The following is a 25,702-nucleotide window of genomic DNA, read 5'->3' on the forward strand; positions in this document are numbered from 1 at the left end:
TGTCACCATCGTGAACAGCAGTGCCAGCTGCCCGGTCAGCTGATGACCCCGGGGCAGGACCCGCACGGATTTGTCGTGTGCCGCAATCACTCCGAACCATGGAAGCGTCGTCGGCCAACTCTAGAAGTCGGCGGTCGTCCCGGCGGGCAGCTGCGAACCCTCGACCGGAAGGGTGGGCTGATCGTTGCTTACGACCGAAAGCGCATTCGAGACGATCCGTTCGCCGTCGGCACGAACGGTTCCGGCCGGGGCTTCGTGCGACTCGCCACCGTGGGCAATTGGACCACGTGAACCAGGTGGAGGGGAACGCTGCGGCGGTGGGCGGCGACCACCGCCGCCCACCGCGCGGCCTGCGTCGCGGCCGACGAGCCGTCGACGCCGATGGCGACGACGATGTGGCGCCTGTCGACAACGGACATCACCTGAAACGGAGGCGGCGAATGAATGGAGCTCGAGGCACACGTCGAGCGCTGACCGTGCCGGACCGACGCCATGCCAGGGGCGGCTACCGGACGATGAGGAGCGGGCAGTTGACCGAGTTCATCAACGTCCTGCTGGTCGATCCCAGCAGCATGCTGGTGAATCCGCCCCGCCCGCGGCTACCCACGATGAGAAGCTGCGCATTTTCGGCTTGCTCACGCAGACCGTGTGCGGGTTGGTCCATGACGACGACTGGGCGGACCGTCACGTCCGGGTATTTCTCGGCGTGGCCGGCGAGCCTTACCGACAACCGGGCTGTTTCGTTCTTCACGACCTCCTGCATCCACATGGGGTCGGTGCCGCCCTCGAATGCGAGGTGAAGATCGACGTCGGACCAGGCGTGGACGGCCACGAGTTCGGATTGCCGCAGTGCGGCTTCCTCGAATGCCATGGCGATGGCGGGTTCGGTGTGCGCGGATCCGTCGACGCCGACGACGACGGGTCCTGAGAGGTCGGTGATGTCGGTGTCGGGCAGGCCGTGGATGACGGCGACGGGGCGGTGTGCGTGGGTGGCGACGGCCGAGCTGACCGAGCCCAGGAACATCCTTTCGATGATTCCTTGCCGGTTCGCACCGACGACGACCATGCCCGCAGTTTTCGCATGCTCGAGGAGTTCACCGGCGGGTGTCTCGGTGCCGAGGACGGTGTGGATTTCGAGCGAGTGACCGGGCACTGCGTCGGCTGCGACCTCGGCGGCCCTGGCCAACCTCTTCTTGGCTTCGAGTTCCTCTTCTTCGAAGAAGCTGGCGGGCAGGCCGACGGGGGCGCCGTAGACGCCCGGACGGAGCGTCGTGGTGAGCACCGTCAGGGGAGAGTTTCGTAGCGCCGCTTCCTTCGCGGCCCACGACACTGCCTGCAGCGATGACGGTGATCCGTCTGTTCCGACGACGATCGGACGGTCGGCAGTCATGTTGTTTCCTACCTTTCGTGACCGGGTGATGGGACGGCGGAAGTGCCTGTCAGTGATATCGATGGTCGCGGCCAGAAGATCGTCGCCGTAGGGCAGAAGGTCACCGCTTTCGGGTCGGAGGTCCACCTGCGGCCGTGCGACCCCCATCCACAGCGTCACAGTCATACCGCTCGGCGTATTTCGCCCGGTACCGGCGCCACCTGATTATCGGTGTGCGGCAACTCAGGTGATGTGCGCGGACGAATCCCCGTCCGATAGTCAGCGAAAGCAAGGAGAGGGCGCCGTCGAGGGAATGCACCTCGGTTAGACGAGCGCGGCACGGCTACACCGGGCGCCGTACCCCGCGCATCGTGCGAGAAAGGGCGGGTAGAGGTCGGAAGTCCTCTGACAGGCAACGAGGGTCATTGACCTTGTGCCCTACGCCGGTTGCGGTCGTCGCGGAAGACTCGGGAACCGAGCGATCGGAGGAGGTATCTCCGAACCAGCGCAGCTGGGGCTCGAGTCATGGGTGGCCCTGACCGGTTCGAAGCGGAGTCGGCGCCGCCGCAGAGAATTCACGCATAGGAGCAATGATGGCAACACAGTCGAGTGCGGGAACATCGGCAGTGCGCCCGAACGAGCCCGCCCACCGAACAATAGCAACGTTCGACAACTATGCCGGCGCCGAGCGTGCCGTCGACTACCTCTCCGACCAGCACTTCGCGGTGGAGAAGGTGGCCATCATCGGCCGCGATCTCGAACTGGTCGAGCAGGTCCTCGGCCGGATGAATTACGGCTGGGCGGCACTACGGGGTGCGCTGACCGGCGCGCTGACCGGCGCGCTGATCGGGTGGATCTTCGGCCTTTTCGACTGGGTGCGGCCGCTCCTCGCGAGTGTCACGCTCGCCTGCTACGGGCTGATCTTCGGCGCCCTCATGGGTGCTCTGCTCGGTCTGCTCATGTATGCGCTGCAACGGGGGCGGCGCGATTTCGCCTCGGTCTACTCATTGCAGCCCCGCCGCTATGAAGTCCTCGCCGACGTCGAGGTCGCGGACGAAGCCAGCCGGCTGCTCGCCGGCCGTACCGATCGAAAGGAATGAGTGATGGGAACCGCTGTAGGCATCGACCTGGGCACCACCAACTCGGCCATCGCGTGTTGGCAGGGTGGTGAGCCGGTGCCGTCGAAGCGCTCATCGAGGTGTCCTACGTCTGGCGGGGCAGGTGCATCAGCGACCGCCTCCCTGAGGAATCTGTCTCCTACAAGCACCTGCCGCGAGCGGGCCCACCCGATTAACATACCCCTGGCTCCGCCCGTGGTCGGCGACTCCCGAGCCGCGTCAAATATCCATAGACAATCGAAATCGACGATTGCAGTGTACGTGCCTCAACTGCTATGGCGACGAGTCGTATATTGTTGTACTACTTTCACTTTCAAAACCAGTTCCCCCGTTTTTGCCCGATTCGGTTGCCGTACACCGGAATCAGGTCTCGGTGACCCCGCTGGACGGCCCAGTCCGACAGCTGGAAATTCGGATTTCGCCACTGGTTCGCTTCTGCGCCAAAGGCTTAGGCCCCACCGCCGAGAACCTGATCCTGTACATGAGGCTGAGGAAGCTGAATTTCCCACGGTTCCGGAGAACTGTGCTGTCAGGACCGAATCGCCTTCCTACTTTCGACTTACCGGAACCTTGTCACACAACGCGTCGGCTGCGAGAATCCCTTGCATCGGGAGTTCTACTCGCGGAAGCACCACTGTAGTGGCTGATGCTCGGAGTCCGCGGATACCAGTCGCCTCGAGCGGTTTCCGGCGGACAGCCGCGCCCAGGGCTGGGTGTGGCCGCCACCGTCCCCCCGTTTCGTCGACGCCCACAGGCGGATGAAGAACTCTCATGCGGTTGGGCCGTCCGTGAGCTCAACCCGTAGACCGACCGACCGGACGCCGAACCGGTACGCGCGGGCCCGGCGAAACCCCAAATTATCGACGCCGAGGGGGCGTGATGTCAGAGTCCAGTGGCGGAACCTCCGCGGTGAGGCCAAACCAACCTGCACGCCAGGTAATAGCAACGTTCGACAACTACGCCGACGCCGAAAGCGCCGTCGACTACCTCTCCGACCAACACTTCGCGGTGGAGAAGGTGGCCATCGTCGGACGTGATCTCGTGCTGGTCGAGCAGGTCGTCGGCCGGTTGAACTACGGCTGGGCCGCTCTGCGAGGCGCCGCCGCGGGCGCGCTGACGGGCGCACTGTTCGGCTGGATCTTCGGGTTACTCAACTGGGTCCAGCCGCTGCTCACGGGCCTCGCGCTCGCCTTCTACGGGCTGATCTTCGGCGCCCTCATAGGTGCTCTGCTCGGCCTGCTCATGTACGCGCTGCAGGGCGGCCGGCGCGACTTCACCTCAATCCAGTCATTACAACCACGTCACTACGAAGTCCTCGCCGACGTCGAGGTCGCGGACGAAGCCGTCCGCCTGCTCACCGGCCGGACCGATCGAAAGGAATGAGTCATGGCAACCGCGGTAGGCATCGACCTGGGCACCACCAACTCGGTCATCGCAAGCTGGCAAGGCGGCGAGCCGGTGGTGATCTCCAATGTCGAGGGAGCGCGGACGACGCCGTCGGTGGTGGCGTTCACCGAGAGCGGCGAGCGCCTGGTGGGTCAACTCGCCCGACGGCAGGCGATCCTGAACCCGAAGGGCACAATCTACTCGGCGAAACGCTTCATCGGCCGCCACTACGACGAGATCTCCGAGGAGGCCAAAGCGGTCAGCTTCGACGTCGTAGCGGGTGACAACGGTGAGGCACGATTCGACGTGCGGGGCAAGAAATACGCGCCGGAGGAGATCAGTGCCCTCGTGCTGCGCAAGCTCGTCGACGACGCGAGCAAGTTCCTCGGTGAGAAGGTCAAGGAAGCGGTCATCACCGTTCCGGCCTACTTCAACGACGCGCAGCGCAACGCCACCAAGGACGCCGGCCGCATCGCAGGCCTCGAAGTCCTGCGGATCATCAACGAGCCGACCGCTGCGGCACTGGCGTACGGCATGGACAAGCAGACCCACGAGACCGTACTGGTCTTCGACCTCGGCGGCGGCACCTTCGACGTGAGCCTGCTCGACGTCGGCGAGGGAGTGGTCGAGGTTCGCTCCACGGCAGGCGACTCCCACCTCGGCGGCGACGACTTCGACCGGCGTCTGGTGGACTACCTCGCCGACGAATTCCAACGTGCGGAGAACATCGATCTGCGCAAGGATGCGCAGGCGTTGCAGCGCCTCTTCGAGGCCGCGGAGAAAGCCAAGGTCGAGTTGTCCTCGGTGACGCAGGCCCAGGTCAACTTGCCCTTCGTCACCGCTGACGCGAACGGTCCCAAGCACCTCACCACCACGATCATGCGATCGAAGTTCGAGGATCTGACGGCGGATCTGGTGGAACGCTGCCTCAGCCCGGTGAAGCAGGCAATGAGTGACGCCAAGGTCACCGCCAACGACATCGACGAGGTGATCCTGGTCGGTGGTTCGACACGTATTCCGGCGGTGCAAGCGCTGGTTCGCCGGCTCACCGGCGGCAAGGACCCCAACATGAGCGTCAACCCGGACGAGGTCGTGGCGCTCGGTGCCGCAGTCCAGGCGGGCGTGCTCAAGGGTGAGGTCTCCGATGTGCTGTTGCTCGATGTCACCCCGCTGTCCCTCGGCGTCGAGACCCAGGGCGGGGTGATGACCAAGATCATCGAGCGCAACACCACGATCCCGGCCCGGCGCAGTGAAGTGTTCTCCACCGCGGAAGACAACCAGTCCGCCGTGGACGTCGTGGTCCTGCAGGGCGAACGCGAACGGGCCGCCGACAACCGGGTGCTCGGCCGGTTCCGGCTGGAAGACATCCGCCCCGCGCCACGCGGCGAGGCCCAGGTCGAAGTCACGTTCGACATCGACGCCAACGGCATCCTCCACGTCACCGCACGCGACAAGGACACCGGCAAGGAGCAGAGCATCACGATCAGTGAACAGGGCAACCTCGATCAGAGTGAGGTCGAGCGCATGCTCGCGGAGGCCGAACGGAACCGGGGCGAGGACGAGGCGCTGCGCAAGGCGGTCGACGCGCGTAACGAGCTCGATTCGGTTGCATATCAAGTGGAACGGCGACTCGCCGAACTCGGTGACAGTGCCCCACCGCACGACAAGGCACGCGCCGAGATGCTGATCGCCGACGCCAGGAAAGCTGTGAAGGACGGTGCTTCACCCGCGGAGGTACAGCCACTCACCTCGGAGCTGCAGCAGCTGCTCTACGGGCTCGCCCCGGTCCCGGCCGGCGGCGGCGACGGACACCAGGCAGGCGGCGGAGACGCTGCGTCGTCGGATGACGACGACGTGATCGACGCCGAATTCGATCGAAGCTGAGGCACACGATGGAAAGGTCTGCAGATCATTCGACGACCGAGCCGGCTACCGACGGTACCGGCACGGATCAGACCGAGACGGCGCCTGATCGCACCGACACGGATCAGACCGAGACGGGGGCCGAGCTGGCTCAACTCGAGGACCGCTGGCGCAGGGCCCTCGCAGATCTGGACAACCTGCGCAAGCGGTATGCCAAGGATCTGGACAGGGAACGCGCCGCGGAGGTGGCGAAGGTTTCGGCGGCGTGGCTGCCGGTGCTGGACAATCTGGAGCTCGCGCTGGCCCATGCGGGCAGCGATCCCCAGGCCGTCGTCGAGGGCGTGAAGGCGATCCGGGACCAGGCGGTGCAGGTGCTGTCACGGCTCGGCTTCGAGCGCCACGACGAGGTCGGTGTGCCGTTCTCCCCGGAGCTCCACGAAGTGGTCAGCGTGGTGACCCAACCCGACCTTCCCTCCGGGACCGTGATCGAGGTCTTGCGCCCGGGCTACGGAGAGGACGGGCGGCAATTGCGTCCCGCCTCGGTGGTCGTCAGCCGCCCCGAGGGGTGAGCACCGATGGCGCGTGACTACTACGAAGTGCTCGGGGTCCCCCGCGGCGCCAGCACCGACGAAATCCAGCAGGCGTACCGCAAGCTGGCCCGCAAGTATCACCCCGACGTGAACAAGGACCCCACTGCGGAGGACAAGTTCAAGGAGGCCAACGAGGCCTACCAGGTGTTGTCCGACCCGGACACCCGGAAACGCTACGACCGATTCGGTGACGACTTCCGGCGGGTGCCCGAGGACTACGACGAACGGGTCCGGGCAAGCGCCGGTGGGTACGGCGGCGGTGGGTACGGCGGCGGGGGCGGGGGCAGAAGGGTGCACTTCGGTCACGGTGTCGGTGGCGAGGGCGGCGTCGACTTCGAGGACCTCTTCGGGCAGATGTTCGGCGGCGGTGGCGGGTACGGGCCGATTCCCGGCGCCGATCAGGAAGCGGAACTGGAACTGACCCTGGAAGAGGCGTTTCGGGGCGGCAAACGCACTCTCAGACTGGACGGACGGCAGTACGACGTCGACATTCCGGCCGGTGTCCTGGACGGCCAGAGAATCCGGCTGGCCGGGCAAGGCGGGCGGGGCAACGGTGACGCGCCGCCCGGGGATCTGTACCTCGTGGTGCGGATCAAGCCGCATTCCCGGTTCCGGGTACAGGGCCGGGACATCTACGTCGACCTGCCCGTATCGCCATGGGAGGCGGTCCTCGGGTCGACCGTCGTCGTTCCCACCCCGGGTGGCGAGGCGAAAGTCAAAGTGGTGCCGGGCTCGTCGACGGGAAGGAAGCTGCGCCTGCGGGGAGAAGGAATGCCCAATCCGCGGGGCGCCAACGGCAACCTCTACGCCGAGATCAAGGTGATGGTGCCGTCGAAACCGACAGCACGCGAACGCGAGCTGTTCGAGCAGTTGGCCGCCGAATCGAACTTCGATCCGAGGAAAGAGAAATGAGCACCCCGACCCCGGTCACGCAGTACGTATTGGTTCGCCGTGCCAGATTGTCGCCAGATGCCTTTGCCGAACGTACCGGGCTGCACCCGGACCTGGCACGAAAGCTTGTGGCTCTCGGCCTGCTCGACGCCCACCGCGACACCGGCGGCGAGATGTCGTTCGAACCATCCGAAGTGGTCCACGCCGCCCGCATCCAACGGCTGCGGACCGGTCTGGGCCTGAACTACTCGGCAATCGGGCTCGTGCTCGATCTGCTGGATCGAATCGAGAAACTCGAAGCAGCTTCCCGCAGAAGGAGGACACCCCCATGGACACCGGCAGCCTGACTGAAAAGTCACGAGAAGCCCTGCAGGAAGCCCAGAACGTAGCGACCAGAATGGGTCACACCGAGGTCGACGGAGAGCACCTGCTGCTCGCGTTGGTCGATCAGCAGGAAGGGTTGGTCCCCCGACTGCTCGAGCAGGCGGGCGCGAACGTCGATGCCCTGCGATCCGATCTGGAACGGGAACTGTCGCGTAGGCCGAAGGTCAGCGGCCCCGGCGCGACACCCGGTCAGGTGATGATCACCCAGCGCCTGGCCAAGCTGCTCGACGCCGCGGAACGGGAGGCGAAGCGACTCAAGGATTCCTACGTGTCGGTGGAGCATCTCGTGATGGCCCTGTCCGAGGAGGGATCGGCCAGTGCGGCCGGACGGGTCCTCGCCAGTCATGGGGTCACACGAGACGCCTTCCTCACGGCGCTGACGAAAGTGCGCGGCAATCAGCGCGTCACCTCGGCGACCCCGGAGGGGGCGTACGAGGCGCTGGAGAAGTACGGGCGCGATCTCGTCTCCGAGGGCCGGGCAGGCAAACTCGATCCGGTCATCGGCCGGGATGCCGAGATCCGCAGGGTAACGCAGATCCTGAGCCGGAAGACGAAGAACAATCCGGTGCTGATCGGCGACCCCGGCGTCGGTAAGACCGCGATCGTCGAGGGCCTCGCCCAGCGGATCGTCCGGGGCGACGTGCCCGAGGGCCTGCGCGACAAGACGATCTTCTCGCTCGACATGGGTTCCCTGGTGGCCGGCGCGAAGTACCGCGGCGAGTTCGAGGAGCGACTGCAGGCGGTGCTGTCCGAGGTGAAGGCGGCCGAGGGGCGCATCCTGTTGTTCGTCGACGAGTTACATACAGTGGTCGGTGCGGGATCAGTCGGAGGCGAGGGGTCTCTCGACGCCGGCAACATGCTCAAGCCGATGCTCGCCCGCGGCGAACTGCACATGATCGGTGCCACCACTCTCGACGAGTATCGCAAGCACATCGAATCCGATGCGGCACTGGAGCGTCGCTTCCAGACCGTTCTCGTCGACGAGCCCAGCGCCGAGGATGCGATCTCGATTCTGCGCGGACTTCGAGAGCGCCTCGAGGTGTTTCACGGCGTGAAGATTCAGGACGGCGCACTGGTGGCCGCCGTGACCCTCTCGCACCGGTACATCACCGACCGCTTCCTTCCGGACAAGGCGATCGATCTGGTAGACGAGGCGTGCGCTCGGCTACGCACCGAAATCGATTCGATGCCCGCCGAACTCGACGAGCTCACCCGGAAAGTGACCCGGCTGGAGATCGAGGAGGCCGCGCTGTCCAAGGAAACGGACGCGGCCAGCAAGGCGCGCCTCGACGAGCTGCGTAAGGAGCTGGCCGATCTGCGGGCCGAGGCCGACGCCCGGCACGCTCAGTGGGAGGCGGAGCGGCAGGCGATCCGGCGGGTGCAGGAGCTGCGGGGAGAGCTGGAACGGTTGCGCCACGAGGCCGAGGAGGCGGAGCGCAACTACGACCTCAATCGGGCCGCCGAATTGCGATACGGCGAGATCACCGAGCTCGAACGCAGGCTCGAGGCGGCGGAGGAGCAACTGGCCACCAGGCAGGGCCGGAATCCGTTGCTGCGTGAGGTGGTCACCGAAGACGAGATCGCAGAGATCGTGGCCGCATGGACGGGTATCCCGGTCGCCCGGCTGCAGGAAGGTGAGCGGGAGAAGCTGTTGAAGCTCGACGAGATTCTGCACGAGAGGGTCGTCGGTCAGGACGAGGCGGTGCAACTGGTCGCAGACGCGGTGATCCGGGCGAGGTCCGGTATCCGTGATCCGCGCCGGCCGATCGGTTCGTTCATCTTCCTGGGCCCGACGGGCGTGGGAAAGACCGAGCTCGCAAAGACGCTGGCCAGTGCCCTCTTCGACAGCGAAGACAACATGGTGCGCCTGGACATGAGCGAGTACCAGGAGCGGCACACGGTGAGCAGGCTCATCGGTGCGCCCCCCGGGTACGTCGGGTACGACGAGGGTGGCCAGCTCACCGAGGCGGTGCGCCGCAAGCCGTACTCCGTGGTGCTCTTCGACGAGATCGAGAAGGCCCACGCCGACGTCTTCAATACCCTGCTGCAGGTGCTCGATGACGGCCGGATCACCGATTCCCAAGGCAGGCAGGTCGATTTCCGGAACACGGTGATCATCATGACCTCCAACATCGGCTCCCAGCATCTGCTCGAGGGAGTCACAGCCGACGGCGAGATCAAGCCGGACGCCCGGGAGCGGGTGCTGGCGGAACTGCGCGGGCACTTCCGTCCCGAGTTCCTCAACCGGGTCGACGACATCGTGTTGTTCACCCCGCTCACCCTGCCCCAGATCGAGCACATCGTCGAACTGCAACTCACCGATCTTCGGAATAGGTTGTCAGAGAGGCAGATACACCTGGATATCACGCCGGAGGCGCGCCGGCTCATCGCCGAACGCGGGTTCGATCCGGTCTACGGTGCGCGGCCGCTGCGGCGGTACATCGCCCACGAGGTCGAGACCAAGATCGGTCGTGCGCTGTTGCGCGGGGAGATCGAACCGGGTGGCACCATCGGTGTCACGGTGGACGGCGGCGAGCTCGCCGTCGCGTATGCGGAACCCGCCGTCGCGGCGGCCTGAGAAGAGGTGTCGTCATGGGATCCGACAAGGTGAAGTGCCCGAACTGCGGCAAGGTCAACAAGGTGCCGGCGGCCGGGGACGGCAAACCGCGCTGCGGGAACTGCCACGAGCCGCTGCCCTGGATCGCCTCGGCAGGGGACGTCGACTTCGCGGAGGTCGCCGAGAAGTCCTCGGTGCCTGTGCTCGTCGACCTCTGGGCGACGTGGTGCGGCCCGTGCCGCATGGTCAGTCCGGCGCTCGAGCAGCTCGCCAGGGAACGCGCGGGTCAGATCAAGCTGGTCAAGGTCGACGTGGATGCTGCGCCCAAGACGGCCGAACGGTTCACCGTCCGCGCCGTGCCGACTCTGCTGGTGATGGACCGGGGTGAGGTCCTAGCTCGTCAGGCGGGCGCCGCCCCGGTACCGGAGCTGCGCACGTGGCTCGATCAGGCGCTCCCCGAGAATGCAGGCAAGGGGGCGAAGCCATGACTTCTGTCCATGTGGACCCGCACGTGACCGCGATCCGGCCAGTCGTGCCCCGGACTCCGCAGGGTTGCGAGGAATGTCTTCGCCTCGGAACCCCGTGGGTGCATCTGAGGCTGTGCCTGACGTGCGGACACGTCGGTTGCTGCGACTCCTCGCCGGGTAAGCACGCGAGCGCGCACGCCCACGCGATCGGCCATCCGATCGTCCAGTCGATGGAACCCGGCGAGGATTGGCGCTGGTGTTATGTCGACCAGAACTTCGTCTGAGGACCGCGTTCCCGCCCGCGACATTCCGCCGGTCGACGACGAGACTCCGGACGAGGAAGGTGCTTTCCCGCGGCTGACGGACGACCAGGTCGCGACGCTCGAGGTCGGTGGCACGCGTCGATCGGTTCACGCCGGCGAGGTGCTGATCCGAGAGGGCGCGCCCAGCAACGACTTCTTCGTCATCCTCTCCGGCAAGGTCGCGATCATCGACGAGGGCGACGTGGACGGCGAACGCCGGATACTGCGCGTGCACGGTCCCCGCCGCTTCCTGGGCGAGCTCGGACTGCTGGAAGGCCAGGTGGCGTTCTTCACCGCCGAGGTGATCGAGGACGGCGAGATGCTCGTCGTCCCGGCCGAGCGGGTGCGCGCGCTGGTTGCCCACGATCCCGTGCTCAGCGATCTGATCCTGCGCGCCTACCTGGTGCGCCGGCACCTGCTGATCGGGCTCGGTTCGGGGTTCCGGATCATCGGCTCCTGCTATTCCCCGGACACGTTGCGGCTTCGCGAGTTCGCCATGCGAAACCGATTGCCCCACCGGTGGATCGATGTCGAGCGGGACGAACGGGCGGAGCAGCTGCTGCGCAGCCTGGACGTCGCCACCGAGGACACTCCCGTCGTGATCTGGCACGGCGAGAAGGTGCTGCGCAATCCGACGAATGCGGAACTCGCCCGCATCGTCGGGCTTCCGGTCCCGGACCCGGTCCCGGACGCAGCCCAGGACGTGTGCGACCTCGTCGTCGTGGGTGCCGGACCGGCCGGTCTGGCCGCGTCCGTGTACGGCGCCTCGGACGGGTTGAACACGGTGACACTGGAGTCGATCGCCGCCGGCGGCCAGGCCAGTACCTCCTCCCGGATCGAGAACTACCTGGGCTTCCCGGCAGGGGTCTCCGGCTCCGAATTGGCCGAGCGGGCGGTGATCCAGGCCGGGAAGTTCGGCGCCCGCATCCTGGTGTCGGCGGAGGTGACCGGTTTGGGGTCCGGGGACGGGCACCACGTGCTCCGGCTGGCGGACGGCGGCGCGGTTCGCGGCCGGGCCCTCGTGCTCGCCACCGGGGCGCGATATCGCAAGTTGACGGTTCCGGGGATCGCGGCACTGGAGGGGACGAGCGTGTACTACGCCGCAACCCACCAGGAAGCGCGGATGTGCGGCACCGACCCGGTCGCCGTCGTCGGCGGCGGAAACTCCGCCGGACAGGCCACCGTCTTCCTCGCCGACCGTGTCTCCCACGTTCACCTGCTCATCCGCGGCGACGACCTCGGAAAGAGCATGTCCCGGTATCTCGTCGACCAGATCGAGCGCCATCCGCGCGTCACCGTCCACCGGAACACCGAGATTCGCGAGGTCCACGGCGAGAAGTACCTCGAAGAAATCGTGGTCGAGGACCATCGCACAGGAGAACAGGACACGATCCGGGTGCACGCCCTGTTCGTCTTCATCGGAGCGATGCCGCACACCGGGTGGCTGGCCGACACGATCGCACTCGACGACCACGGCTTCATCCTCACGGGCGTGGACGCGGTCCACGCCCGAGGGGACGGCAACCGGCCGATCAGCGCCCGGCCGTCGAGGACGCTCGAAACCAGCCGGCCCGGACTGTTCGCGGCGGGCGACGTCCGCAGCGGCTCGGTGAAACGGGTCGCATCCGCTGTCGGTGAAGGAGCGATGGCGGTACGCCAAATCCATGAATACTTCGAAAGGAGCTGACGACATGCCAGTGATGGGCACCGTGAAATTCCAGCGGTTCTTCCGGGCAGCGGCCGGATTGCAGGTCGACCGGAACGATCTCAAGCGCTATACGGAATTCATCGACGACAAGATCTACGACTTGATCCTCATCGGCAAGGCCTCGGCAAAGGCAAACCTGCGGGACGTGATCGAACCGTGGGACCTGCCGATCACCAAGGGACTGCAGGAGAGCATCCACCGGTTCGAAAAACTCGACGAGGAGATCGAACTCCAACCTCTGCTCGATCAACTGACGGCCCGCCCGCCGTTGGACGTGGCCCTCTCCGAGGAGACCGAGCGCCGGCTGCCGCTGATCGCCGGAGGCTTGAGCGTGGCTCTGGCCCATGCCTTCGTCACGATCGAGCCGGACCGCAAGAACCCCGGAACCGCCGAATGGAGCGTCGCCTTCGACATCTTCCATCTACTGCTCTGACCCCGGCCGGCGGCCGGGCGAACCAGTAGATCGCCGGGACGCGAGGAATTCGTCCGGAGTCACGTATTACCGGTTGTCGCCCACCACACCGTGTGACCGTACGGTTGAGATTTCCATGGATGATCGGGCATCTGCGGCCGCCGGCGCTGTCTGCCCCTGCTCGTTCTGGACGTTTTTGGTCACGGTTGGGGGGTTCTTTCGGGGCGTGGTCAAAACGCCGCTAGTGTCTTGAGTCGTTAATTCATATCCCGGTCGCCGCCGCCATCGACCGGGTCGACCAGTGGCTCTCGCGGTTGCCCGGCTGCTCCTCGAGAGTCTTGGTGATCACCATCTCGACCTGGGCATCACTCAACTTGCGCGGCGCGCCCGGCCGGTCCTCGTCACTCAAGCCATTCAGCCGGCGCTCCACAAATCGCTTGCGCCACTTACCAACAGTGGGAAGCGAGACCACCAATTGTCGCGAGACATCACTGTTGGACAAGCCGTCCGCGCACGCCAGGGCGAGACCGGCTGCATCCATGCCCGGATCCTCTCGAGATTCGAATCGAAACTCGAGCCGACACGCCGAGGTAACAAAGTACTACTAGGGCTCATCGAGTCCTGCTCCGCTTGGGTCACCCACAGCCGGAGAGGGCTTCGGCATCGATTTGCCGTGAGACGTAGGCGCACTGGTATCCCTTGTTCGGCGGCAGCCACGACGCGGCGTCAGAATCGGACTTCTTCGAATTGATGGATGCATCTACGGCCTGCAGATTGCGGGGGCCGTTTGCCAGGTCGCGGCGTTGCTCCCTGAGCCCGTGATTGCGTGGATCCCTGTCTCACACTAACCATTTCACGTAAACCATTGGGGTATCCTGCTTTCCGCCACATAGATGACATACTAGAGATTATCGACAAATTCGGAAACCATTGGATAATCGCCCTTTTCACGACGAGACATAAACACTGCGGACTGACCGGACGCCGCATCTCGGCCACCGAGACGGCTCAATTCGGCGTACATCGCGGATCGTCGCGTCATCCGGGGTTGACGGAGGAGTCCCATGCTCTGCATGGTCGTCACGCAGAGCACGCACGCGTGGCGATGAGTCCAAGGACATCAATTCCTCAAGTGACGTAACAGATATTATTGGCGCCGATTCTGAGCAGCACCGGGCCGTATCCAGCGAAGTCTCGGGTCCAGCCCCGCGCGAGGATATTGACCCGGATGACAAGCGCGGCGTTTTCCATGATAGCCACCCGAGTCAGACCCTGCGCCCCGTGTTTAGCCTGAATCCGTGGAGGGGGTAGCGGGATCGTCGGCGAGTGAACAGTGAAAGTGTCTCCCGTAGTGAGACAATCAAGATTCTCACTTCACAACTGTCCACATACGGAAGGGCACTTTCGGTGCAATCATCGCACACGTTCACGGCCGAATCCGCTGTGTTCGACGAACGCAATCTCGTGTCGTCTGCCGGTCTGGTTCCGGTGCTGGAACTGGCCGAACAGGCAGGACTGTCGGAGTTGATCGACACTCATGTCCGCCTCGACTCCACACGGGTGGCCTCGGGTGCGGTGAACCCGGTCGGGAAATTGACCTCGATCATCGCCGGGATGTGCACCGGAGCGGACGTCATCGACGACATGAACCTGCTCCGGGCCGGTGGGATGCCCGCCCTGTTCGATCAGGTGTACGCGCCGTCGACACTGGGGATATTCTTGCGCGAGTTCACCTTCGGGCACAGCCTCCAACTCGGGTCGGTGCTGCGCCGACACCTGATCGCCCTCGCCGCCCGCACCCCGCTGCTGCCCGGCATCGCCGAGCGGGCGTTCCTCGACATCGACTCGCTGCTGCGCCCGGTCTACGGACACCAGAAACAAGGAGCGTCCTACGGGCATGCGAAGATCGCCGGCCGCGCCCTGCTCCGCAAGGGACTGCCGCCGCTGGTCACGACCCTGTCCACCGCGCAGGCGGCGCCGGTGATCACCGAGATGCGGCTGCGGGCAGGCAAGACGGGATCCGGCCGCGGCGCCGCCTCCCAGCTGCGTTCGGCGATCACCACCGCCCGCGCCTGCGGGGCGCACGGCAAGATCGTGGTCCGCGGTGATTCGGCGTTCGGGAACAAGGCCGTGATCGGCGCCGCGGTCGCTGCGGGTATCGAGTTCTCCCTGGTGATGACCCGTAATCCGCGGATCACCCGGGCCATCGACGGCATCGACGAGCACAAGTGGATGCCGGTGCACTACCCCGGTGCGGTGATCGACCCCGAGACCGGGGAGCTGATCTCCGACGCCGAGGTCGCCGAGACCTCGTACACCGCGTTCTCCGGCCGCCACCGGATCACCGCCCGCCTGATCGTGCGCCGGGTCAAGGACGCGAATTACCCGGATGCGTGGGGGTCCCTCCCTGCACGCAGTGCTTGGGGGCGTCCCGGTGTGGCGCTACCACCCGTTCTTCACCAATTCCGATCTGTCGACCGTCGAGGCAGATATCACCCACCGCAAGCACGCGATCGTGGAAACGGTGTTCGCGGACCTGATCGACGGACCCCTCGCGCACATCCCGTCGGGACGGTTCGGCGCGAACAGCGCCTGGGTGCTCTGCGCCGCGATCACCCACAATCTGCTGCGCGCCGCCGGCACTCTCGCCGGCGGACACCACGCCGTCGCCCGCGGCGCCAGCCTGCGCCGGCACCTGGTCAACGTTCCCGCCCGATTCGCCCGGCCCGCACGCAAACCCGTGCTCCACCTGCCAGCTCACTGGCCACGACAAGCGCACTGGACATCCCTCTGGGACAACACCATCGACTACACGCCACCCCAAGCAGCCTGACCCTCGACACACCGGCCGCACCGGCCCCAACCCCAGGAACACAACGAACGTGGATGAGCTGACAACCAGGTCAGCAGATCAACTACACCCCGAACAGCATCACCTGTGCGCATCACAAACTAATCCGACCGACATCAGCGATCCACGGATTCAGGTTTAGACGCCGCACTCGTAGGGAATCAACACGCACGTGTCTCAAGTAGGTTGACAATTACCGCCGGTACCCACGATTGGCCTATACCGTCGCTGCGCGTGCGACCTCGTGTCGCCAGACTGCGCCGGTGTTGAAGTTGGCGCCCAGGTCGGGAAGATCCTCCCAATCGGCGTCGTCGATGTCGACGAGCGTGCCACCCGCACTCACGACAGCCAAGGACATGCGCGCCAGCTCTTCCAGGCTGGCGGCCTGCAGAACCGACTGTTGCACCGACGATGCGACGGAGGTGATGCCATGTCCGCGGCAGATGACGACGGGCCGATCACCCATCGCCGTCACCATTTCCTTGCCGAGTTGGGTGCGATGAATCAACACTGCGCGGCGGTACACCGGCACCCCACCCCGCGCGAGAACTGCACCGGGGATGTCGTAGGCCCCGTAGATGGGCCGCAGCGAGATACCCGCTAGGTCGGCTGCAACAATCGACGGGGGGTGCAGGTGCGCTACAGCTCGGATGTCAGGCGAGGCCCGCATCGACTCGACGTGAACGGGCAACTCCTTGGGTACCTGATAGCCGTTGTTAAGTTCACCTGGAGCGCCGGCTGTTCCGTCGAACCGTACGAGTCGAATGTCGGACGGGCGTGTATAGGCCACGCCGGTGTCGTCTGCACTGCGACACCTGATGAGCAGAAGGTCATGGGAGACTCTGAAGCTGATGTGGCCCAGGATGCCCTCCATCAAACCCCGGGCAGCGGCAACCCTGCACGCCTCGGCTACGACGACCCGTGCACCCTCGATATCCCTCTCGTTCACGTGGTTTCCTTGACCGTGGTGCGGGCTGATACCGTCATTGCCTCGAGACGTGCCACAAACTCGGCATATTCGACCCCGAGTGCGATCGCTTTGCGGGCGGTGACAAGCGCTTTCGGCCAGTTGACGACGACGACCCCGGTCAGTCTGCCTTTCTCGTCGGGGTAACAGACCGCGAACCGAGCCTTGTTCGTCACCTCGCCGATGACAGTGTGCGTCGACGAGCCCGCCAGTCCGACCGTCTGTATCTTCCAGTCGTACTGATCACTCCAGACGTATTCGACCGGTTCGTGGCGTATCTTCTCGTCCGGGCGAGCGATGTTCCGGGCGACCACGACGGCTTGCTCCACCGCGTTCGTCCAGTGCTCGAGCCGGGTCAAACCGCCGCGTCGGGTGTTGTCGAACCGGCACACGTCGCCGACTGCGTAGATGTTGTCGTGACCGATTGCACGGCAGTACACGTCACACACCACACCATTGCTCACCTCGAGACCGGAGGACTCGAGCCAGTCGTCGTTCGGTATCGCCCCGATTCCGACGACCACCGTGTCGGCGGCGAGCGTCGACCCGTCGGACAAGCCGATCGTGAAGGACCCGTGCTCACCGTGCACGGACTCGACACCGACCCCGAATCTGGTGTCGACGCCGCGACGCCGATGGAGGTCGATGAACAGCTCGCCGATCTCCGCACCCATCACGCGTGCCATGGGCACGGGTTCTGGATCCACCAGCGTCACGCGCATCCCGAGTTCGACCGCGGTTGCCGCGGTCTCCGCGCCGATGAAGCCGCCGCCGATAATGACGAGGTGGTCGGTGGTGCCGAAATGGCGTCGTAGTGCGCGGGCGTCCGCGGCTGTTCGTATCACGTGCAGGCCGTTCGGCGTTCCCCACGGTGACGGCCGGGCGCGAGCGCCGGTGGCGAGCACCAGGTTGTCGAACGCGACCCTCGTACCGTCTGCGAGTTCGACATCCCGGTTTGCCGTGCTCAGCCGTATGGCTGGTTGGCCCAACCGAAGCTCGAGATCGAGTTCCCGAGCCTGTTCGGTGGTCAACAACGTAATCTCGGCCATCGTCGAGTCACCTGCCAGGATCGACTTCGACAACGGCGGCTTGTCATAGGGCAGTTCACCTTCGGCACCGATGAGAACGATGGCGCCCGGATACCCTTCCGACCGCAGTGCCTGCGCAGTTCGGACACCACCGATCGATGCACCGACGATGACCGTGGTCGATTCCGGCATCAGTCTTCGATCCAGAGCGCGGAGACCGGGCAGGACCGGGCAGCACTGTCGACGCGTCCCCGTTCCGATTCGGGGACCTCCACACTCAACAGTTCGACGACACCGTCGTCGTCGATGTCGAAGTAGTCGTCGGCAGCGACGACGCAATTGGCATATCCCTGACATGCACCAAGATTCGCTTTGACGACAGCCATCGCGGTTTCCTCTCTTTCCGAACTGGTCGAACTCGTATCAGCGGGTCGAAGGTTTGGGGGCTCCGATTCCGAAGCCGCCGTCGGGATGCGTCGCGCCTGCGGTGATTCCTCGGGATCTGTCGGAAGCGAAGAAGACGAAGCTCCACGCGTGGTCCTCACCTGAGAGGGCCACGTTGAGCGGTGTCCGCGCCGCCAACTCGCGTGCACGATTCGGATTGTCGTCGAGTCGATCGGCGTCGCGGCCCAGGCTCGCCAACCCGCGCAGGTCGGTGTTCAACGTGCCGCCTGGGGCGACTCCGTTGACGCGAATATCTGGGGCGAGCTCGTAGGCCAGGGTGGTGACCAGCCCGCGTACGGCAAATTTGGATGACACGTAGAGCACTCCGCCTCGTCCGGGATAGAACGACGAGGCAGACTCCGCCAGCACGATCGACGATCCGCGGTGCTTGCGGAGCTCCGGTACGGCGGCCTTGACCGAGTGCATGTGGCTGAGCACGTTGGTTCGGAAGATCTCGTCGAACGCCACGTCGAGTGTGTCCGCGGGGATGTCCTCTATGCCCTGGTAGAAGTCGAAGATCCCGACACAGTTGACCAGTGTGTCGAGCCCTCCGAACTCGGCGACCGCAGCCGCGACGGCAGCGTCGTTGTCCGCCGCGCGTGTGGCGTCACCTTCGATGACCGGTACCTGGGGTAGGTGTTCGCGCAGCACCCGACACTTGTTCGGGTCACGCTCGAGTACCGCGACGCACGCGCCTTCGGCGAGGAACGCATCGACGACTGCTCGCCCGATCCCCGATCCCCCGCCAACGACAAGTGCACGCTTGCCGTCGAGCCAGCCAGTCATTCGTTGTCTCCCTCTGCGATCAACGGAGCAAACATGTTTCCCACCATCGCGGCGAAGGTGGCCGGGTTCTGCCAGGTCAGCGCCTCGAGTTCCAGCGGGTCCACACAGACCCACTGTCCGGACTTCGGGGCGTGCACCAGCAGCCGTACGCCGTTGCGGGTCGCCACCTTGTGCACGTTGACCTCGGCGAATTCGTTGGCGATGGTCAGCGGATCACCGACGGCACCAGCCACGAGCTGCGCGAACTCGTCTGTGGCACGGCGCGCGGCGCGTGCGTCCTGCTCCTCGCCTTCCCACTGCAAGCTCATAGGAACACCGCGAGATTCTGCATCCGCATCACGGACTCGTCGACAAAGATGGTGCGTCGTGCGAGCTTCCATTCGTCACCGACGCGCCTGAGCAGATCCTCGCGTCCACACGAGACGAGTGCCGACTCATTGACATCGCCTCTGCTGCGGAACAGCAATTCGGCGCTTTCGACGACGAGGTGGTCCTCCGCGTCGGTGAGGAAGGTTCGGATGTTGGTGATGTAGTGGCGCAGTCGTGACGGGGGATCCTCGGTCCACGCGTGCTCGGTGACGAACCGCGCGACCCGCCGGCTCAGCGAATACTTGTTCTCATCGAAATGTGCCATTCCTGGTGAGGTGTCGAATCCCGAGTTGAGCGCCGTGGTTACCCGAACCGGCATGAGGTAGTGGATATCGTCGGTGATGTTGTCGAGCCAGGTTTGGTATTCCTGTGCGTCGAGCAGATATGCCTCGTCGATCAAGAATTGGTGCGCGTCCAGGTGCCGTCGATCGTCGAATCGCAGCGGAGTTCCGGTGCGCGTGACGCGCGATGCATGGTCGCCCAGCACGGCTTGTTCCGAATAGGTCGAGCCTTCACCTACGCGGCTGTAACCGGTATTGGTAGCTCGCACAGAGGTGGTCATGCCAGCACCGCCCCGTTGACAGTCGCGTCCTTGCTGTGGTCGCAGCTGCCGTTCGTCGGAGTCAGCGGCCTGATTCCGTCTGGATTGTCGGTTCCCACCGATGTCGGCCCCACCTCCAGTGCCGGCTTTTCGAGGTAGTCCGCCCACATTTCGAGAAGTTTGCGCTGGTTGGCCTCGTTGTATCCGACCTGCGCCGTCCCGGGGCCGTGGAACTCGTCGGCGGTGAGCTCATCGGAGACGCGTGTCCCGTCCTCGAGCAGACCCATGCGACTGTTGAGTAACAGGCGCCGCGCCATCGATCCTGCGGAGGTGTTCGTCAGCGACACCCAGTTCTCGACATCGTCCTGTTCGAACATGCCGGTGGATCCGAAGCACATCAGGTATGCCTTGTACGACTTCTTCTTGAATTCTTCCGGCGCGCTCCGGTCGACCGCGAAGAAGGACAACACCTCGGTCTCGTTCTCACTGATCGGTTGCCAGAGTCGAATGGAGATGAACGGCAGAACGTCGTCGCCGTCCTCGACCTTCGGCCAGTTGTGCACGAAGCTCAGGTTCGGAAACACCGATGCTGCCGAGATCATGAAGCCGTCTGCGCCGATTACTCGCTGCTGCTCGTCCGACCACACCTCCTTGGCCCGGTCGGTCATCTCCGCGGTGTATCCCACGTACTGCATGCGCTCGTCGAAGGTGCCGTCGGGCAACTTGTACGTCGTTCCCCCACCTGGTCCTGCCCAGTAGGTTGCTCCGTCCTTGCGCTTCTCCGCTTTGGGTTCGCGGAACAGGCCGATCTCGACGACCGAGGTGTGTGTCTGCGGCGTGTGGTACATGTCGCCCGCGAAATTCTCGGCTCCGATCTTCCAGTTCGCTTTGACTCTCCAACGCTGCGGGCCCCGTACCTCGAGCCCCGACTCGCTCTGCTTGGTGTAGTAGTCGAGGTAGAACTTGAAGTCGCCCAGATAGTCCGACAGCGATTCCGCGTTCGGATCCATATTGATGAAGATCATTCCGTTGTAGCTGTCGAGATTGGGTGCAGGGAGGAGTGTCTGGCCCTTCTTCTTGAAGCCCTCCTCGCCCCCGTACGCCTCCTCGTGGAACGGCAGTCCGATGATGCGGCCGTCGTTTCGGTACGACCAACCGTGATAGGGGCAGCGAAAGTTCGACGCGTTTCCCATTTCCGCGCGACACACCTGCATCCCGCGGTGCAGACACATGTTGAACATCGCCCGAATCCCACCCTTGGAGTCGCGGGAGATGATGAACGAATCCTCGAGCACCCGGCGGACAACGTAGTCCCCCGCCTGCGGTACCTCGGATTCGTGCGCGACGAACAACCACGATCGACTGAAGACGGTCGCCTTCTCACGCTCGAAAATCTCTTTGTCGTTGTAGATGTGCGCCGGGATCATGCCGCGGCGAATGTCTTCCATCGCTTGTGTGTGGTGGGTCGTCCGGGGTTCCAAGGTTCATTCCTCTTCGATCGACGATGGCGGTCTCTCTGCTAGGCAGAAGCGCCTTCTGTTAGCTAGATGTTGCTCTCTTCAGCCCGACGAGTCAACCCCCTGCGCGTACGCGGATTCCACCCGCTGGCAGGTCGACCGCACACCCGACCTGACACGTATGCTCTCTGCTATGCAGAACCACGGTCCACGGCAACAGGCGCCGGAGGCGACACCACCGCAGTACCCGATCGAATCCGTCGACAACGCACTTCGTCTGCTGTTGCTGCTCGGGGAACAGCCCGAAATTCGGCTGACCGAGGCGAGCCAGTACCTCGGAGTTGCGTCGTCGACGGCTCACCGACTTCTGGCGATGCTCCAGTACCGGGGCTTCATTCGGCAGGATCCGGCCAGCAAGGCCTATCGTCCGGGCCCAGCGCTGACGGGGGTCGCGTTTGCGATTTTTGCCAGGCTCGACATTCCTCAGACGGCGGCACCGATCCTGCGCACCCTCAGCGAGGAACTGCGTGAAACTGTCCATATCGGGGCACTCGACGGTCGAACCGTGCGCTTCATCGCCGCCCTGGAGAGCCCATCGGCAGTCCGAGTTGCGTCCCGGTTGGGCAAGGTCATGCCAGCGCACTGCACGTCCACCGGGAAGGCCATGCTGGCGGAACTTTCCCTCGACGAACTGCATCAGCTGTACCCGACCGAGGAACTGGAACAGGTGACTCCACAGTCCATCAGCACGCGGACCGAGCTCGAAGCCCAATTGGAAGAGGTCAGAAGGAACGGGTACGCGGTCAACCGGGAGGAATCCGAGGAAGGTGTTGCCTCCGTGGCCGTCTCGGTCCCGACGAACGCCCCCGGCATGCGCCTGGCAATGAATGTTTCAGCGCCCAAGCACCGCCTGCGCCCGGCACAGGTACGCAGCATCGGCCGCGCCCTGACGGACGCGGCTGATCAGCTAGCGGCGGCGCTCGGGTGAGTGTCGGTCCACCCGGCGAGGTACGTTCTCGCGGGCACTGTGACCGTCAACTCGACGACGGAACGCTCTCGAGGTAGGCGCTGGCCTCGTCGAGTCCGACGACGTCACCGTATTTGGCGTCGATATCGAAGAGGCTGGCAGTGTGCGGTAGTGCCGCCCGGTCCCCCACTGCGTCCTCGACCACTATGGTGTGGAACCCGTACGAGCAGGCGTCTACCGCGGTGGCACGAACACATCCGCTCGTGGTGCAGCCCACGATGATCACGGTGTCTATCCGGCGGCTGATCAACCGAGCGGCCAGGTCGGTGCCGAAAAAGCACGATGCGTACTTCTTCACCAATGTCGTCTCACCTGGCTGTTGTTCGAGCCGCTCGTCGATCTCGACCCATTGACTGCCCTCGACCAGATACTTGTTCGAGGGGATCTTGCCGATCCAGGCGCCGGCCTCTTGGAGTTCCGCGTCGTAGGCCACTGTGGAGAAGATGATCGGCACCTGGGCCTTTCGCGCGAGCGCGAGGAGAATCTTCGTTGCGTCGATTTGGGTATCGAGGTCACCTGCGAGCGGCGAACGGCGATCGGTGAAGCCCGTGATCAAGTCGACCACCACCACTGCCGGCCGCACGCCGAAGCCGATGCGGCCGCCCAGACCTTTCTCCCGGAATTCGGTGCGCAACCGCTGGTATTCCTCTGCTGCGGCAGTCAGGGCGCTCATCAGTGTCCTCCGGAAAATGGGTGTGGGCATGGGCCGGAAAGGCCCACTGCCGATTCGGATAGTTGCGTGCGGCGATCAGTTGACCGCGTCGGTGATCTTCCGCTCGATGGCCCACAGGACGATGTTGCCCACCAGCGCCATCGAGACCAGCAGCATGATCACTCCGTACATCGTCGGTAGATCCAACTTGCCGTACGCAAGCATCGCCATCTGACCCAACCCTGCTCTGGTCGCGAAAAACTCCGCGATCAGAACATTGATGAAGGCAATGCTGAAGCCGATCCGGATACCGACCATGAGAGAGGGTGCCATCGCGGGCACGACGATCTTGCTCATTGTCTGAAGCGGACTTGCGCCGGTGGCCCGGCCGAGTTTCAGCAGGATGGGGTTGATCGCGCGTACGCCCGCCGCCGTCGAGACGATGATGGGGAACACCGCGGCCAACGCGGCCATCGCTGACTGCGCCCCGAGTCCCAGGCCGAAGATCTGCAGCAGGATCGGAAAGAAGATTACCCGTGGTATGGCGAAGGCACCCGCGATGATCGGATCGAACACATCACCGAGAAACTTGCTTCGCCCGATGACGTAGCCGATTGGGAAACCCACCGCTGTTGCGATGACGAATCCGAGTCCGACAGCACTCATCGTGGCATTGAGATTTCTGTAGATCGAGCCATCGACGAACAATCCCCACACCGCCGACACCGACGCACCGGGAGACGGCACAAGTTCGCTGGTCGCTGCAATAAGCGCCCAGACACCGATCAACCCGATGACGATGAGTATTCGCAGGAGGTTGTCGGTCCACCGCTGTGACAGCCGGAACCACTTTCGCGTATTCTGTTTGGCTGCTTCGAGTTCGGTTCCGGCGCTGAGCATGGTGGCGTTCACAGCATGTCCCTTCGAATGGCTCGTTCAGCCAGGCCGAGGGCACTGTTCACTGCGATGCTGAACACCACGACAATGGCGATATAGGCCCACATGTCCGCCACGTAGAGTTCGCGGTACATAAAGCCCGCACGGAATCCCAGGCCTTTCGACGCCAGGATGAACTCCATCGCAATGGTGCCGATGACTGCGTAGATGAATCCAAGCTTGATCCCGGGAAAGATGAGCGGCGTGGCGGCCGGGAACAGCACCTTGAAGTACTGCTGCCGGCGCGAGGCATCGACCGATCGCGCCAACTTGTGCAACACGGGTTTGACTGCCCCGAGCGCCACCATCGTGGTCAGCGCTATCGGAATGAGGGCCATGGTGCTCGCGATGACGATGATCGGTCCCGCGTTGAGTCCGAGCACCGCAACCAGAATTGGATAGAACAACAATGTCGGCATCGCATACCCGGTGACGATGAATGGTTCGAGGACTCGGCCGATGACCCGGACCCTCCAGAGCAATACCCCCAGAGGCACCCCGCCGAGCACGCCCAGTGCAAACGCCGCCAGTATTGTCACGCTCGTCCGCGTCAGATCGGTGACGAAGTGGGTGCTCGGGATGATTGCCGCGACGTGGGCGAGTATCTCGGATGGCGCGACCATCTGATTGCGGTCGATCCAGCCAGTTCGCGTTGCCGCCTCGAACAACAACACCAGAGCAACAAGCATCGTCCACCGTACGACGCGTGCCCGATGTTTCGCGCGCCGGAATCCCAACCTTGGCGTTTCGTGGCGGGCCGCCTGCGGCGAGGTCACAGTCATGCGGCATCCGTCCCGTGCCCCAGTGTCTTAGCGGCCTCTTCCTTGATGATCGACCACAGGTGATCCTCGAGTTCCTTGAATCTGGCCATGGCGTGTGTGCCGCTCGGGCGTGGACGAGGGAGCCCGACGTCGATCACCTCTCGGACCACCGATGGACGTGCCGACATCACCCAGATCTGATCCGACAGATAGATCGCCTCTTGGATGTCGTGGGTAACGAAGAGCACCCGATTGTGGGTCTGCTCCCAGATCTTCAAGAGCTCGCGCCCGATGAACTGTCGCGTCTGCTGATCCAGAGCGCCGAACGGTTCGTCCATCAACAGAATTCGAGGATCCGTGGCGAGTGCACGGGCGATCGCCACGCGTTGACGCATACCTCCGGAAAGCTGCCCGGGCCGGTGCTTCTCGAAACCCTGCAAGCCGACCAGTTCGATCATCGCACGCGCTTTTTCCAGGCGCTCGTCCTTGTCGACGTGCTTGATCTCCAACCCGAAAGCCACATTGTCGAGAACACTCCGCCAGTGCAGCGTCGAATCTTCCTGAAACACCATGGCGGTGTCCTTACGGGGCCCTGTGACAATCTCCCCATCGATGGTCACCCGTCCACGTGAGGGAACAAGTAAGCCACAGGCCATGTCCAGCAAGGTGCTCTTTCCGCATCCACTCGGACCGATCACCGATACGAACTGGCCCTCCGCGATCGATGCCGTGACGTTACGCACGGCCTCGGTCCGCCCGGTGTCGGAATCGAAAGTCATACCGATACCGTCGAAAGAGACGTTCTTCGATTCGACTTGTGTAGTGGTCATGTTCTC

Annotated in this window: 26 protein-coding genes and 2 pseudogenes; 13 read left to right on the top strand and 15 right to left on the bottom strand. The window is 64.3% G+C overall.

Features of this window, described 5'->3' with window-relative positions; translation table 11 throughout:
* Window positions 1-188: 188 nt before the first annotated feature.
* The gene (locus ACFWAY_RS26520; protein WP_378512760.1) at window positions 189-419 is read right to left on the bottom strand and encodes a universal stress protein; all 231 of its coding nucleotides are present in this window, start codon (window positions 417-419) and stop codon (window positions 189-191) included.
* A gap of 86 nt (window positions 420-505) precedes the next feature.
* Complete coding sequence (locus ACFWAY_RS26525; protein WP_378512761.1) at window positions 506-1,390, bottom strand: universal stress protein; 885 nt, start codon at window positions 1,388-1,390, stop codon at window positions 506-508.
* 572 nt (window positions 1,391-1,962) lie between these two features.
* On the opposite strand from ACFWAY_RS26525, the gene ACFWAY_RS26530 reads away from it, so the two are divergent.
* The 11 genes from ACFWAY_RS26530 to ACFWAY_RS26580 all read left to right on the top strand — a co-directional run bounded on the left by ACFWAY_RS26530 (window position 1,963) and on the right by ACFWAY_RS26580 (window position 13,068).
* Window positions 1,963-2,469, top strand: coding sequence for a general stress protein (locus ACFWAY_RS26530; RefSeq protein ID WP_378512762.1), 507 nt, complete (start codon window positions 1,963-1,965; stop codon window positions 2,467-2,469).
* An 897-nt stretch (window positions 2,470-3,366) separates the two neighbouring features.
* Complete coding sequence (locus tag ACFWAY_RS26535; protein WP_032491940.1) at window positions 3,367-3,870, top strand: general stress protein; 504 nt, start codon at window positions 3,367-3,369, stop codon at window positions 3,868-3,870.
* Window positions 3,871-3,873: 3 nt separating this feature from the next.
* Window positions 3,874-5,757, top strand: coding sequence for a molecular chaperone DnaK (dnaK, locus tag ACFWAY_RS26540; protein WP_032491941.1), 1,884 nt, complete (start codon window positions 3,874-3,876; stop codon window positions 5,755-5,757).
* Window positions 5,758-5,765: 8 nt separating this feature from the next.
* A complete protein-coding gene (locus tag ACFWAY_RS26545; RefSeq protein WP_378512763.1) occupies window positions 5,766-6,305 on the top strand; it encodes a nucleotide exchange factor GrpE in 540 nt (179 codons plus the stop codon).
* A 6-nt stretch (window positions 6,306-6,311) separates the two neighbouring features.
* Window positions 6,312-7,238 carry a DnaJ C-terminal domain-containing protein gene (locus ACFWAY_RS26550; RefSeq protein ID WP_378512764.1) on the top strand — a complete coding sequence of 309 codons (927 nt, stop codon included), beginning with the start codon at window positions 6,312-6,314 and terminating at the stop codon, window positions 7,236-7,238.
* Window positions 7,235-7,564: a chaperone modulator CbpM gene (locus ACFWAY_RS26555; protein WP_378512765.1), complete on the top strand. Its 330-nt coding sequence runs from the start codon at window positions 7,235-7,237 to the stop codon at window positions 7,562-7,564. Before ACFWAY_RS26550 ends, ACFWAY_RS26555 begins: the two co-directional genes overlap by 4 nt.
* Window positions 7,546-10,179 carry an ATP-dependent chaperone ClpB gene (gene clpB, locus ACFWAY_RS26560; RefSeq protein ID WP_378512766.1) on the top strand — a complete coding sequence of 878 codons (2,634 nt, stop codon included), beginning with the start codon at window positions 7,546-7,548 and terminating at the stop codon, window positions 10,177-10,179. The genes ACFWAY_RS26555 and clpB overlap by 19 nt, the downstream gene beginning before the upstream one ends.
* A 14-nt stretch (window positions 10,180-10,193) precedes the next feature.
* Complete coding sequence (gene trxA / locus ACFWAY_RS26565; RefSeq protein ID WP_378512767.1) at window positions 10,194-10,646, top strand: thioredoxin; 453 nt, start codon at window positions 10,194-10,196, stop codon at window positions 10,644-10,646.
* Window positions 10,643-10,909 (top strand): UBP-type zinc finger domain-containing protein, encoded by a 267-nt coding sequence (locus tag ACFWAY_RS26570; RefSeq protein ID WP_083865197.1) that lies wholly within the window; start codon window positions 10,643-10,645, stop codon window positions 10,907-10,909. The genes trxA and ACFWAY_RS26570 overlap by 4 nt, the downstream gene beginning before the upstream one ends.
* Window positions 10,887-12,614: an FAD-dependent oxidoreductase gene (locus tag ACFWAY_RS26575; RefSeq protein WP_378512768.1), complete on the top strand. Its 1,728-nt coding sequence runs from the start codon at window positions 10,887-10,889 to the stop codon at window positions 12,612-12,614. Before ACFWAY_RS26570 ends, ACFWAY_RS26575 begins: the two co-directional genes overlap by 23 nt.
* Window positions 12,615-12,627: 13 nt before the next feature.
* On the top strand, window positions 12,628-13,068 hold the full coding sequence (locus ACFWAY_RS26580; protein ID WP_378512828.1) for a DUF1931 family protein: 441 nt from the start codon (window positions 12,628-12,630) through the stop codon (window positions 13,066-13,068).
* Window positions 13,069-13,309: 241 nt separating this feature from the next.
* On the opposite strand, the gene ACFWAY_RS26585 is transcribed toward ACFWAY_RS26580, so the two are convergent.
* Window positions 13,310-13,588: a helix-turn-helix domain-containing protein gene (locus ACFWAY_RS26585; protein WP_378512769.1), complete on the bottom strand. Its 279-nt coding sequence runs from the start codon at window positions 13,586-13,588 to the stop codon at window positions 13,310-13,312.
* Between the two features lie 68 nt (window positions 13,589-13,656).
* Window positions 13,657-13,856: pseudogene (locus ACFWAY_RS26590) on the bottom strand (HNH endonuclease family protein); the annotation flags it as partial.
* 598 nt (window positions 13,857-14,454) lie between these two features.
* Between ACFWAY_RS26590 and ACFWAY_RS26595 the strand changes: the two are divergent.
* Window positions 14,455-15,880 (top strand): annotated as a pseudogene (locus ACFWAY_RS26595) (IS1380 family transposase).
* Window positions 15,881-16,115: 235 nt separating this feature from the next.
* Here the strand turns inward: ACFWAY_RS26595 and ACFWAY_RS26600 are convergent.
* The 7 genes from ACFWAY_RS26600 to ACFWAY_RS26630 all read right to left on the bottom strand — a co-directional run bounded on the left by ACFWAY_RS26600 (window position 16,116) and on the right by ACFWAY_RS26630 (window position 21,481).
* Window positions 16,116-16,847 carry a class II aldolase/adducin family protein gene (locus tag ACFWAY_RS26600; RefSeq protein ID WP_378512770.1) on the bottom strand — a complete coding sequence of 244 codons (732 nt, stop codon included), beginning with the start codon at window positions 16,845-16,847 and terminating at the stop codon, window positions 16,116-16,118.
* Window positions 16,844-18,085: an NAD(P)/FAD-dependent oxidoreductase gene (locus tag ACFWAY_RS26605; protein WP_378512771.1), complete on the bottom strand. Its 1,242-nt coding sequence runs from the start codon at window positions 18,083-18,085 to the stop codon at window positions 16,844-16,846. Before ACFWAY_RS26605 ends, ACFWAY_RS26600 begins: the two co-directional genes overlap by 4 nt.
* On the bottom strand, window positions 18,085-18,279 hold the full coding sequence (locus ACFWAY_RS26610; protein WP_005256000.1) for a ferredoxin: 195 nt from the start codon (window positions 18,277-18,279) through the stop codon (window positions 18,085-18,087). The genes ACFWAY_RS26605 and ACFWAY_RS26610 overlap by 1 nt, the downstream gene beginning before the upstream one ends.
* Window positions 18,280-18,316: 37 nt before the next feature.
* Complete coding sequence (gene hcaB / locus ACFWAY_RS26615) at window positions 18,317-19,123, bottom strand: 3-(cis-5,6-dihydroxycyclohexa-1,3-dien-1-yl)propanoate dehydrogenase (RefSeq protein WP_378512772.1); 807 nt, start codon at window positions 19,121-19,123, stop codon at window positions 18,317-18,319.
* Entirely contained in the window at window positions 19,120-19,431 is a 312-nt protein-coding gene (locus tag ACFWAY_RS26620; protein ID WP_378512773.1) for a hypothetical protein, read from the bottom strand. Before ACFWAY_RS26620 ends, hcaB begins: the two co-directional genes overlap by 4 nt.
* Window positions 19,428-19,979, bottom strand: coding sequence for a 3-phenylpropionate/cinnamic acid dioxygenase subunit beta (locus tag ACFWAY_RS26625; RefSeq protein WP_007297301.1), 552 nt, complete (start codon window positions 19,977-19,979; stop codon window positions 19,428-19,430). Before ACFWAY_RS26625 ends, ACFWAY_RS26620 begins: the two co-directional genes overlap by 4 nt.
* Window positions 19,980-20,050: 71 nt before the next feature.
* Window positions 20,051-21,481 carry an aromatic ring-hydroxylating dioxygenase subunit alpha gene (locus tag ACFWAY_RS26630; RefSeq protein ID WP_007297302.1) on the bottom strand — a complete coding sequence of 477 codons (1,431 nt, stop codon included), beginning with the start codon at window positions 21,479-21,481 and terminating at the stop codon, window positions 20,051-20,053.
* A 202-nt stretch (window positions 21,482-21,683) separates the two neighbouring features.
* Here ACFWAY_RS26630 and ACFWAY_RS26635 point away from each other — a divergent pair, with 202 nt between their 5' ends.
* A complete protein-coding gene (locus tag ACFWAY_RS26635) occupies window positions 21,684-22,478 on the top strand; it encodes an IclR family transcriptional regulator (RefSeq protein WP_378512774.1) in 795 nt (264 codons plus the stop codon).
* A 46-nt stretch (window positions 22,479-22,524) separates the two neighbouring features.
* Here the strand turns inward: ACFWAY_RS26635 and ACFWAY_RS26640 are convergent, their stop codons facing one another.
* The 4 genes from ACFWAY_RS26640 to ACFWAY_RS26655 form a co-directional block, all read right to left on the bottom strand.
* Window positions 22,525-23,190: an N-carbamoylsarcosine amidohydrolase gene (locus ACFWAY_RS26640; protein ID WP_011599104.1), complete on the bottom strand. Its 666-nt coding sequence runs from the start codon at window positions 23,188-23,190 to the stop codon at window positions 22,525-22,527.
* A 75-nt stretch (window positions 23,191-23,265) separates the two neighbouring features.
* Complete coding sequence (locus tag ACFWAY_RS26645) at window positions 23,266-24,081, bottom strand: ABC transporter permease (RefSeq protein ID WP_378512775.1); 816 nt, start codon at window positions 24,079-24,081, stop codon at window positions 23,266-23,268.
* Window positions 24,078-24,887 carry an ABC transporter permease gene (locus tag ACFWAY_RS26650; protein ID WP_378512776.1) on the bottom strand — a complete coding sequence of 270 codons (810 nt, stop codon included), beginning with the start codon at window positions 24,885-24,887 and terminating at the stop codon, window positions 24,078-24,080. Before ACFWAY_RS26650 ends, ACFWAY_RS26645 begins: the two co-directional genes overlap by 4 nt.
* The gene (locus tag ACFWAY_RS26655) at window positions 24,884-25,696 is read right to left on the bottom strand and encodes an ABC transporter ATP-binding protein (RefSeq protein ID WP_378512777.1); all 813 of its coding nucleotides are present in this window, start codon (window positions 25,694-25,696) and stop codon (window positions 24,884-24,886) included. Before ACFWAY_RS26655 ends, ACFWAY_RS26650 begins: the two co-directional genes overlap by 4 nt.
* Between the last annotated feature and the right edge of the window lie 6 nt (window positions 25,697-25,702).

It is taken from the genome of Rhodococcus sp. NPDC059968 (genome assembly GCF_042738615.1).
GTDB lineage: Bacteria > Actinomycetota > Actinomycetes > Mycobacteriales > Mycobacteriaceae > Rhodococcus_F.

Bases quoted from the DNA above. Each gene is read 5' to 3' on its own strand.
- ACFWAY_RS26520 (WP_378512760.1), bottom strand. From the start codon at position 419: ATGTCCGTTGTCGACAGGCGCCACATCGTCGTCGCCATCGGCGTCGAC.
- ACFWAY_RS26525 (WP_378512761.1), bottom strand. From the start codon at position 1,390: ATGACTGCCGACCGTCCGATCGTCGTCGGAACAGACGGATCACCGTCA.
- ACFWAY_RS26530 (WP_378512762.1), top strand. From the start codon at position 1,963: ATGGCAACACAGTCGAGTGCGGGAACATCGGCAGTGCGCCCGAACGAG.
- ACFWAY_RS26535 (WP_032491940.1), top strand. From the start codon at position 3,367: ATGTCAGAGTCCAGTGGCGGAACCTCCGCGGTGAGGCCAAACCAACCT.
- dnaK (WP_032491941.1), top strand. From the start codon at position 3,874: ATGGCAACCGCGGTAGGCATCGACCTGGGCACCACCAACTCGGTCATC.
- ACFWAY_RS26545 (WP_378512763.1), top strand. From the start codon at position 5,766: ATGGAAAGGTCTGCAGATCATTCGACGACCGAGCCGGCTACCGACGGT.
- ACFWAY_RS26550 (WP_378512764.1), top strand. From the start codon at position 6,312: ATGGCGCGTGACTACTACGAAGTGCTCGGGGTCCCCCGCGGCGCCAGC.
- ACFWAY_RS26555 (WP_378512765.1), top strand. From the start codon at position 7,235: ATGAGCACCCCGACCCCGGTCACGCAGTACGTATTGGTTCGCCGTGCC.
- clpB (WP_378512766.1), top strand. From the start codon at position 7,546: ATGGACACCGGCAGCCTGACTGAAAAGTCACGAGAAGCCCTGCAGGAA.
- trxA (WP_378512767.1), top strand. From the start codon at position 10,194: ATGGGATCCGACAAGGTGAAGTGCCCGAACTGCGGCAAGGTCAACAAG.
- ACFWAY_RS26570 (WP_083865197.1), top strand. From the start codon at position 10,643: ATGACTTCTGTCCATGTGGACCCGCACGTGACCGCGATCCGGCCAGTC.
- ACFWAY_RS26575 (WP_378512768.1), top strand. From the start codon at position 10,887: ATGTCGACCAGAACTTCGTCTGAGGACCGCGTTCCCGCCCGCGACATT.
- ACFWAY_RS26580 (WP_378512828.1), top strand. From the start codon at position 12,628: ATGGGCACCGTGAAATTCCAGCGGTTCTTCCGGGCAGCGGCCGGATTG.
- ACFWAY_RS26585 (WP_378512769.1), bottom strand. From the start codon at position 13,588: ATGGATGCAGCCGGTCTCGCCCTGGCGTGCGCGGACGGCTTGTCCAAC.
- ACFWAY_RS26605 (WP_378512771.1), bottom strand. From the start codon at position 18,085: ATGCCGGAATCGACCACGGTCATCGTCGGTGCATCGATCGGTGGTGTC.
- ACFWAY_RS26610 (WP_005256000.1), bottom strand. From the start codon at position 18,279: ATGGCTGTCGTCAAAGCGAATCTTGGTGCATGTCAGGGATATGCCAAT.
- hcaB (WP_378512772.1), bottom strand. From the start codon at position 19,123: ATGACTGGCTGGCTCGACGGCAAGCGTGCACTTGTCGTTGGCGGGGGA.
- ACFWAY_RS26620 (WP_378512773.1), bottom strand. From the start codon at position 19,431: ATGAGCTTGCAGTGGGAAGGCGAGGAGCAGGACGCACGCGCCGCGCGC.
- ACFWAY_RS26630 (WP_007297302.1), bottom strand. From the start codon at position 21,481: ATGGAAGACATTCGCCGCGGCATGATCCCGGCGCACATCTACAACGAC.
- ACFWAY_RS26635 (WP_378512774.1), top strand. From the start codon at position 21,684: ATGCAGAACCACGGTCCACGGCAACAGGCGCCGGAGGCGACACCACCG.
- ACFWAY_RS26640 (WP_011599104.1), bottom strand. From the start codon at position 23,190: ATGAGCGCCCTGACTGCCGCAGCAGAGGAATACCAGCGGTTGCGCACC.
- ACFWAY_RS26650 (WP_378512776.1), bottom strand. From the start codon at position 24,887: ATGACTGTGACCTCGCCGCAGGCGGCCCGCCACGAAACGCCAAGGTTG.
- ACFWAY_RS26655 (WP_378512777.1), bottom strand. From the start codon at position 25,696: ATGACCACTACACAAGTCGAATCGAAGAACGTCTCTTTCGACGGTATC.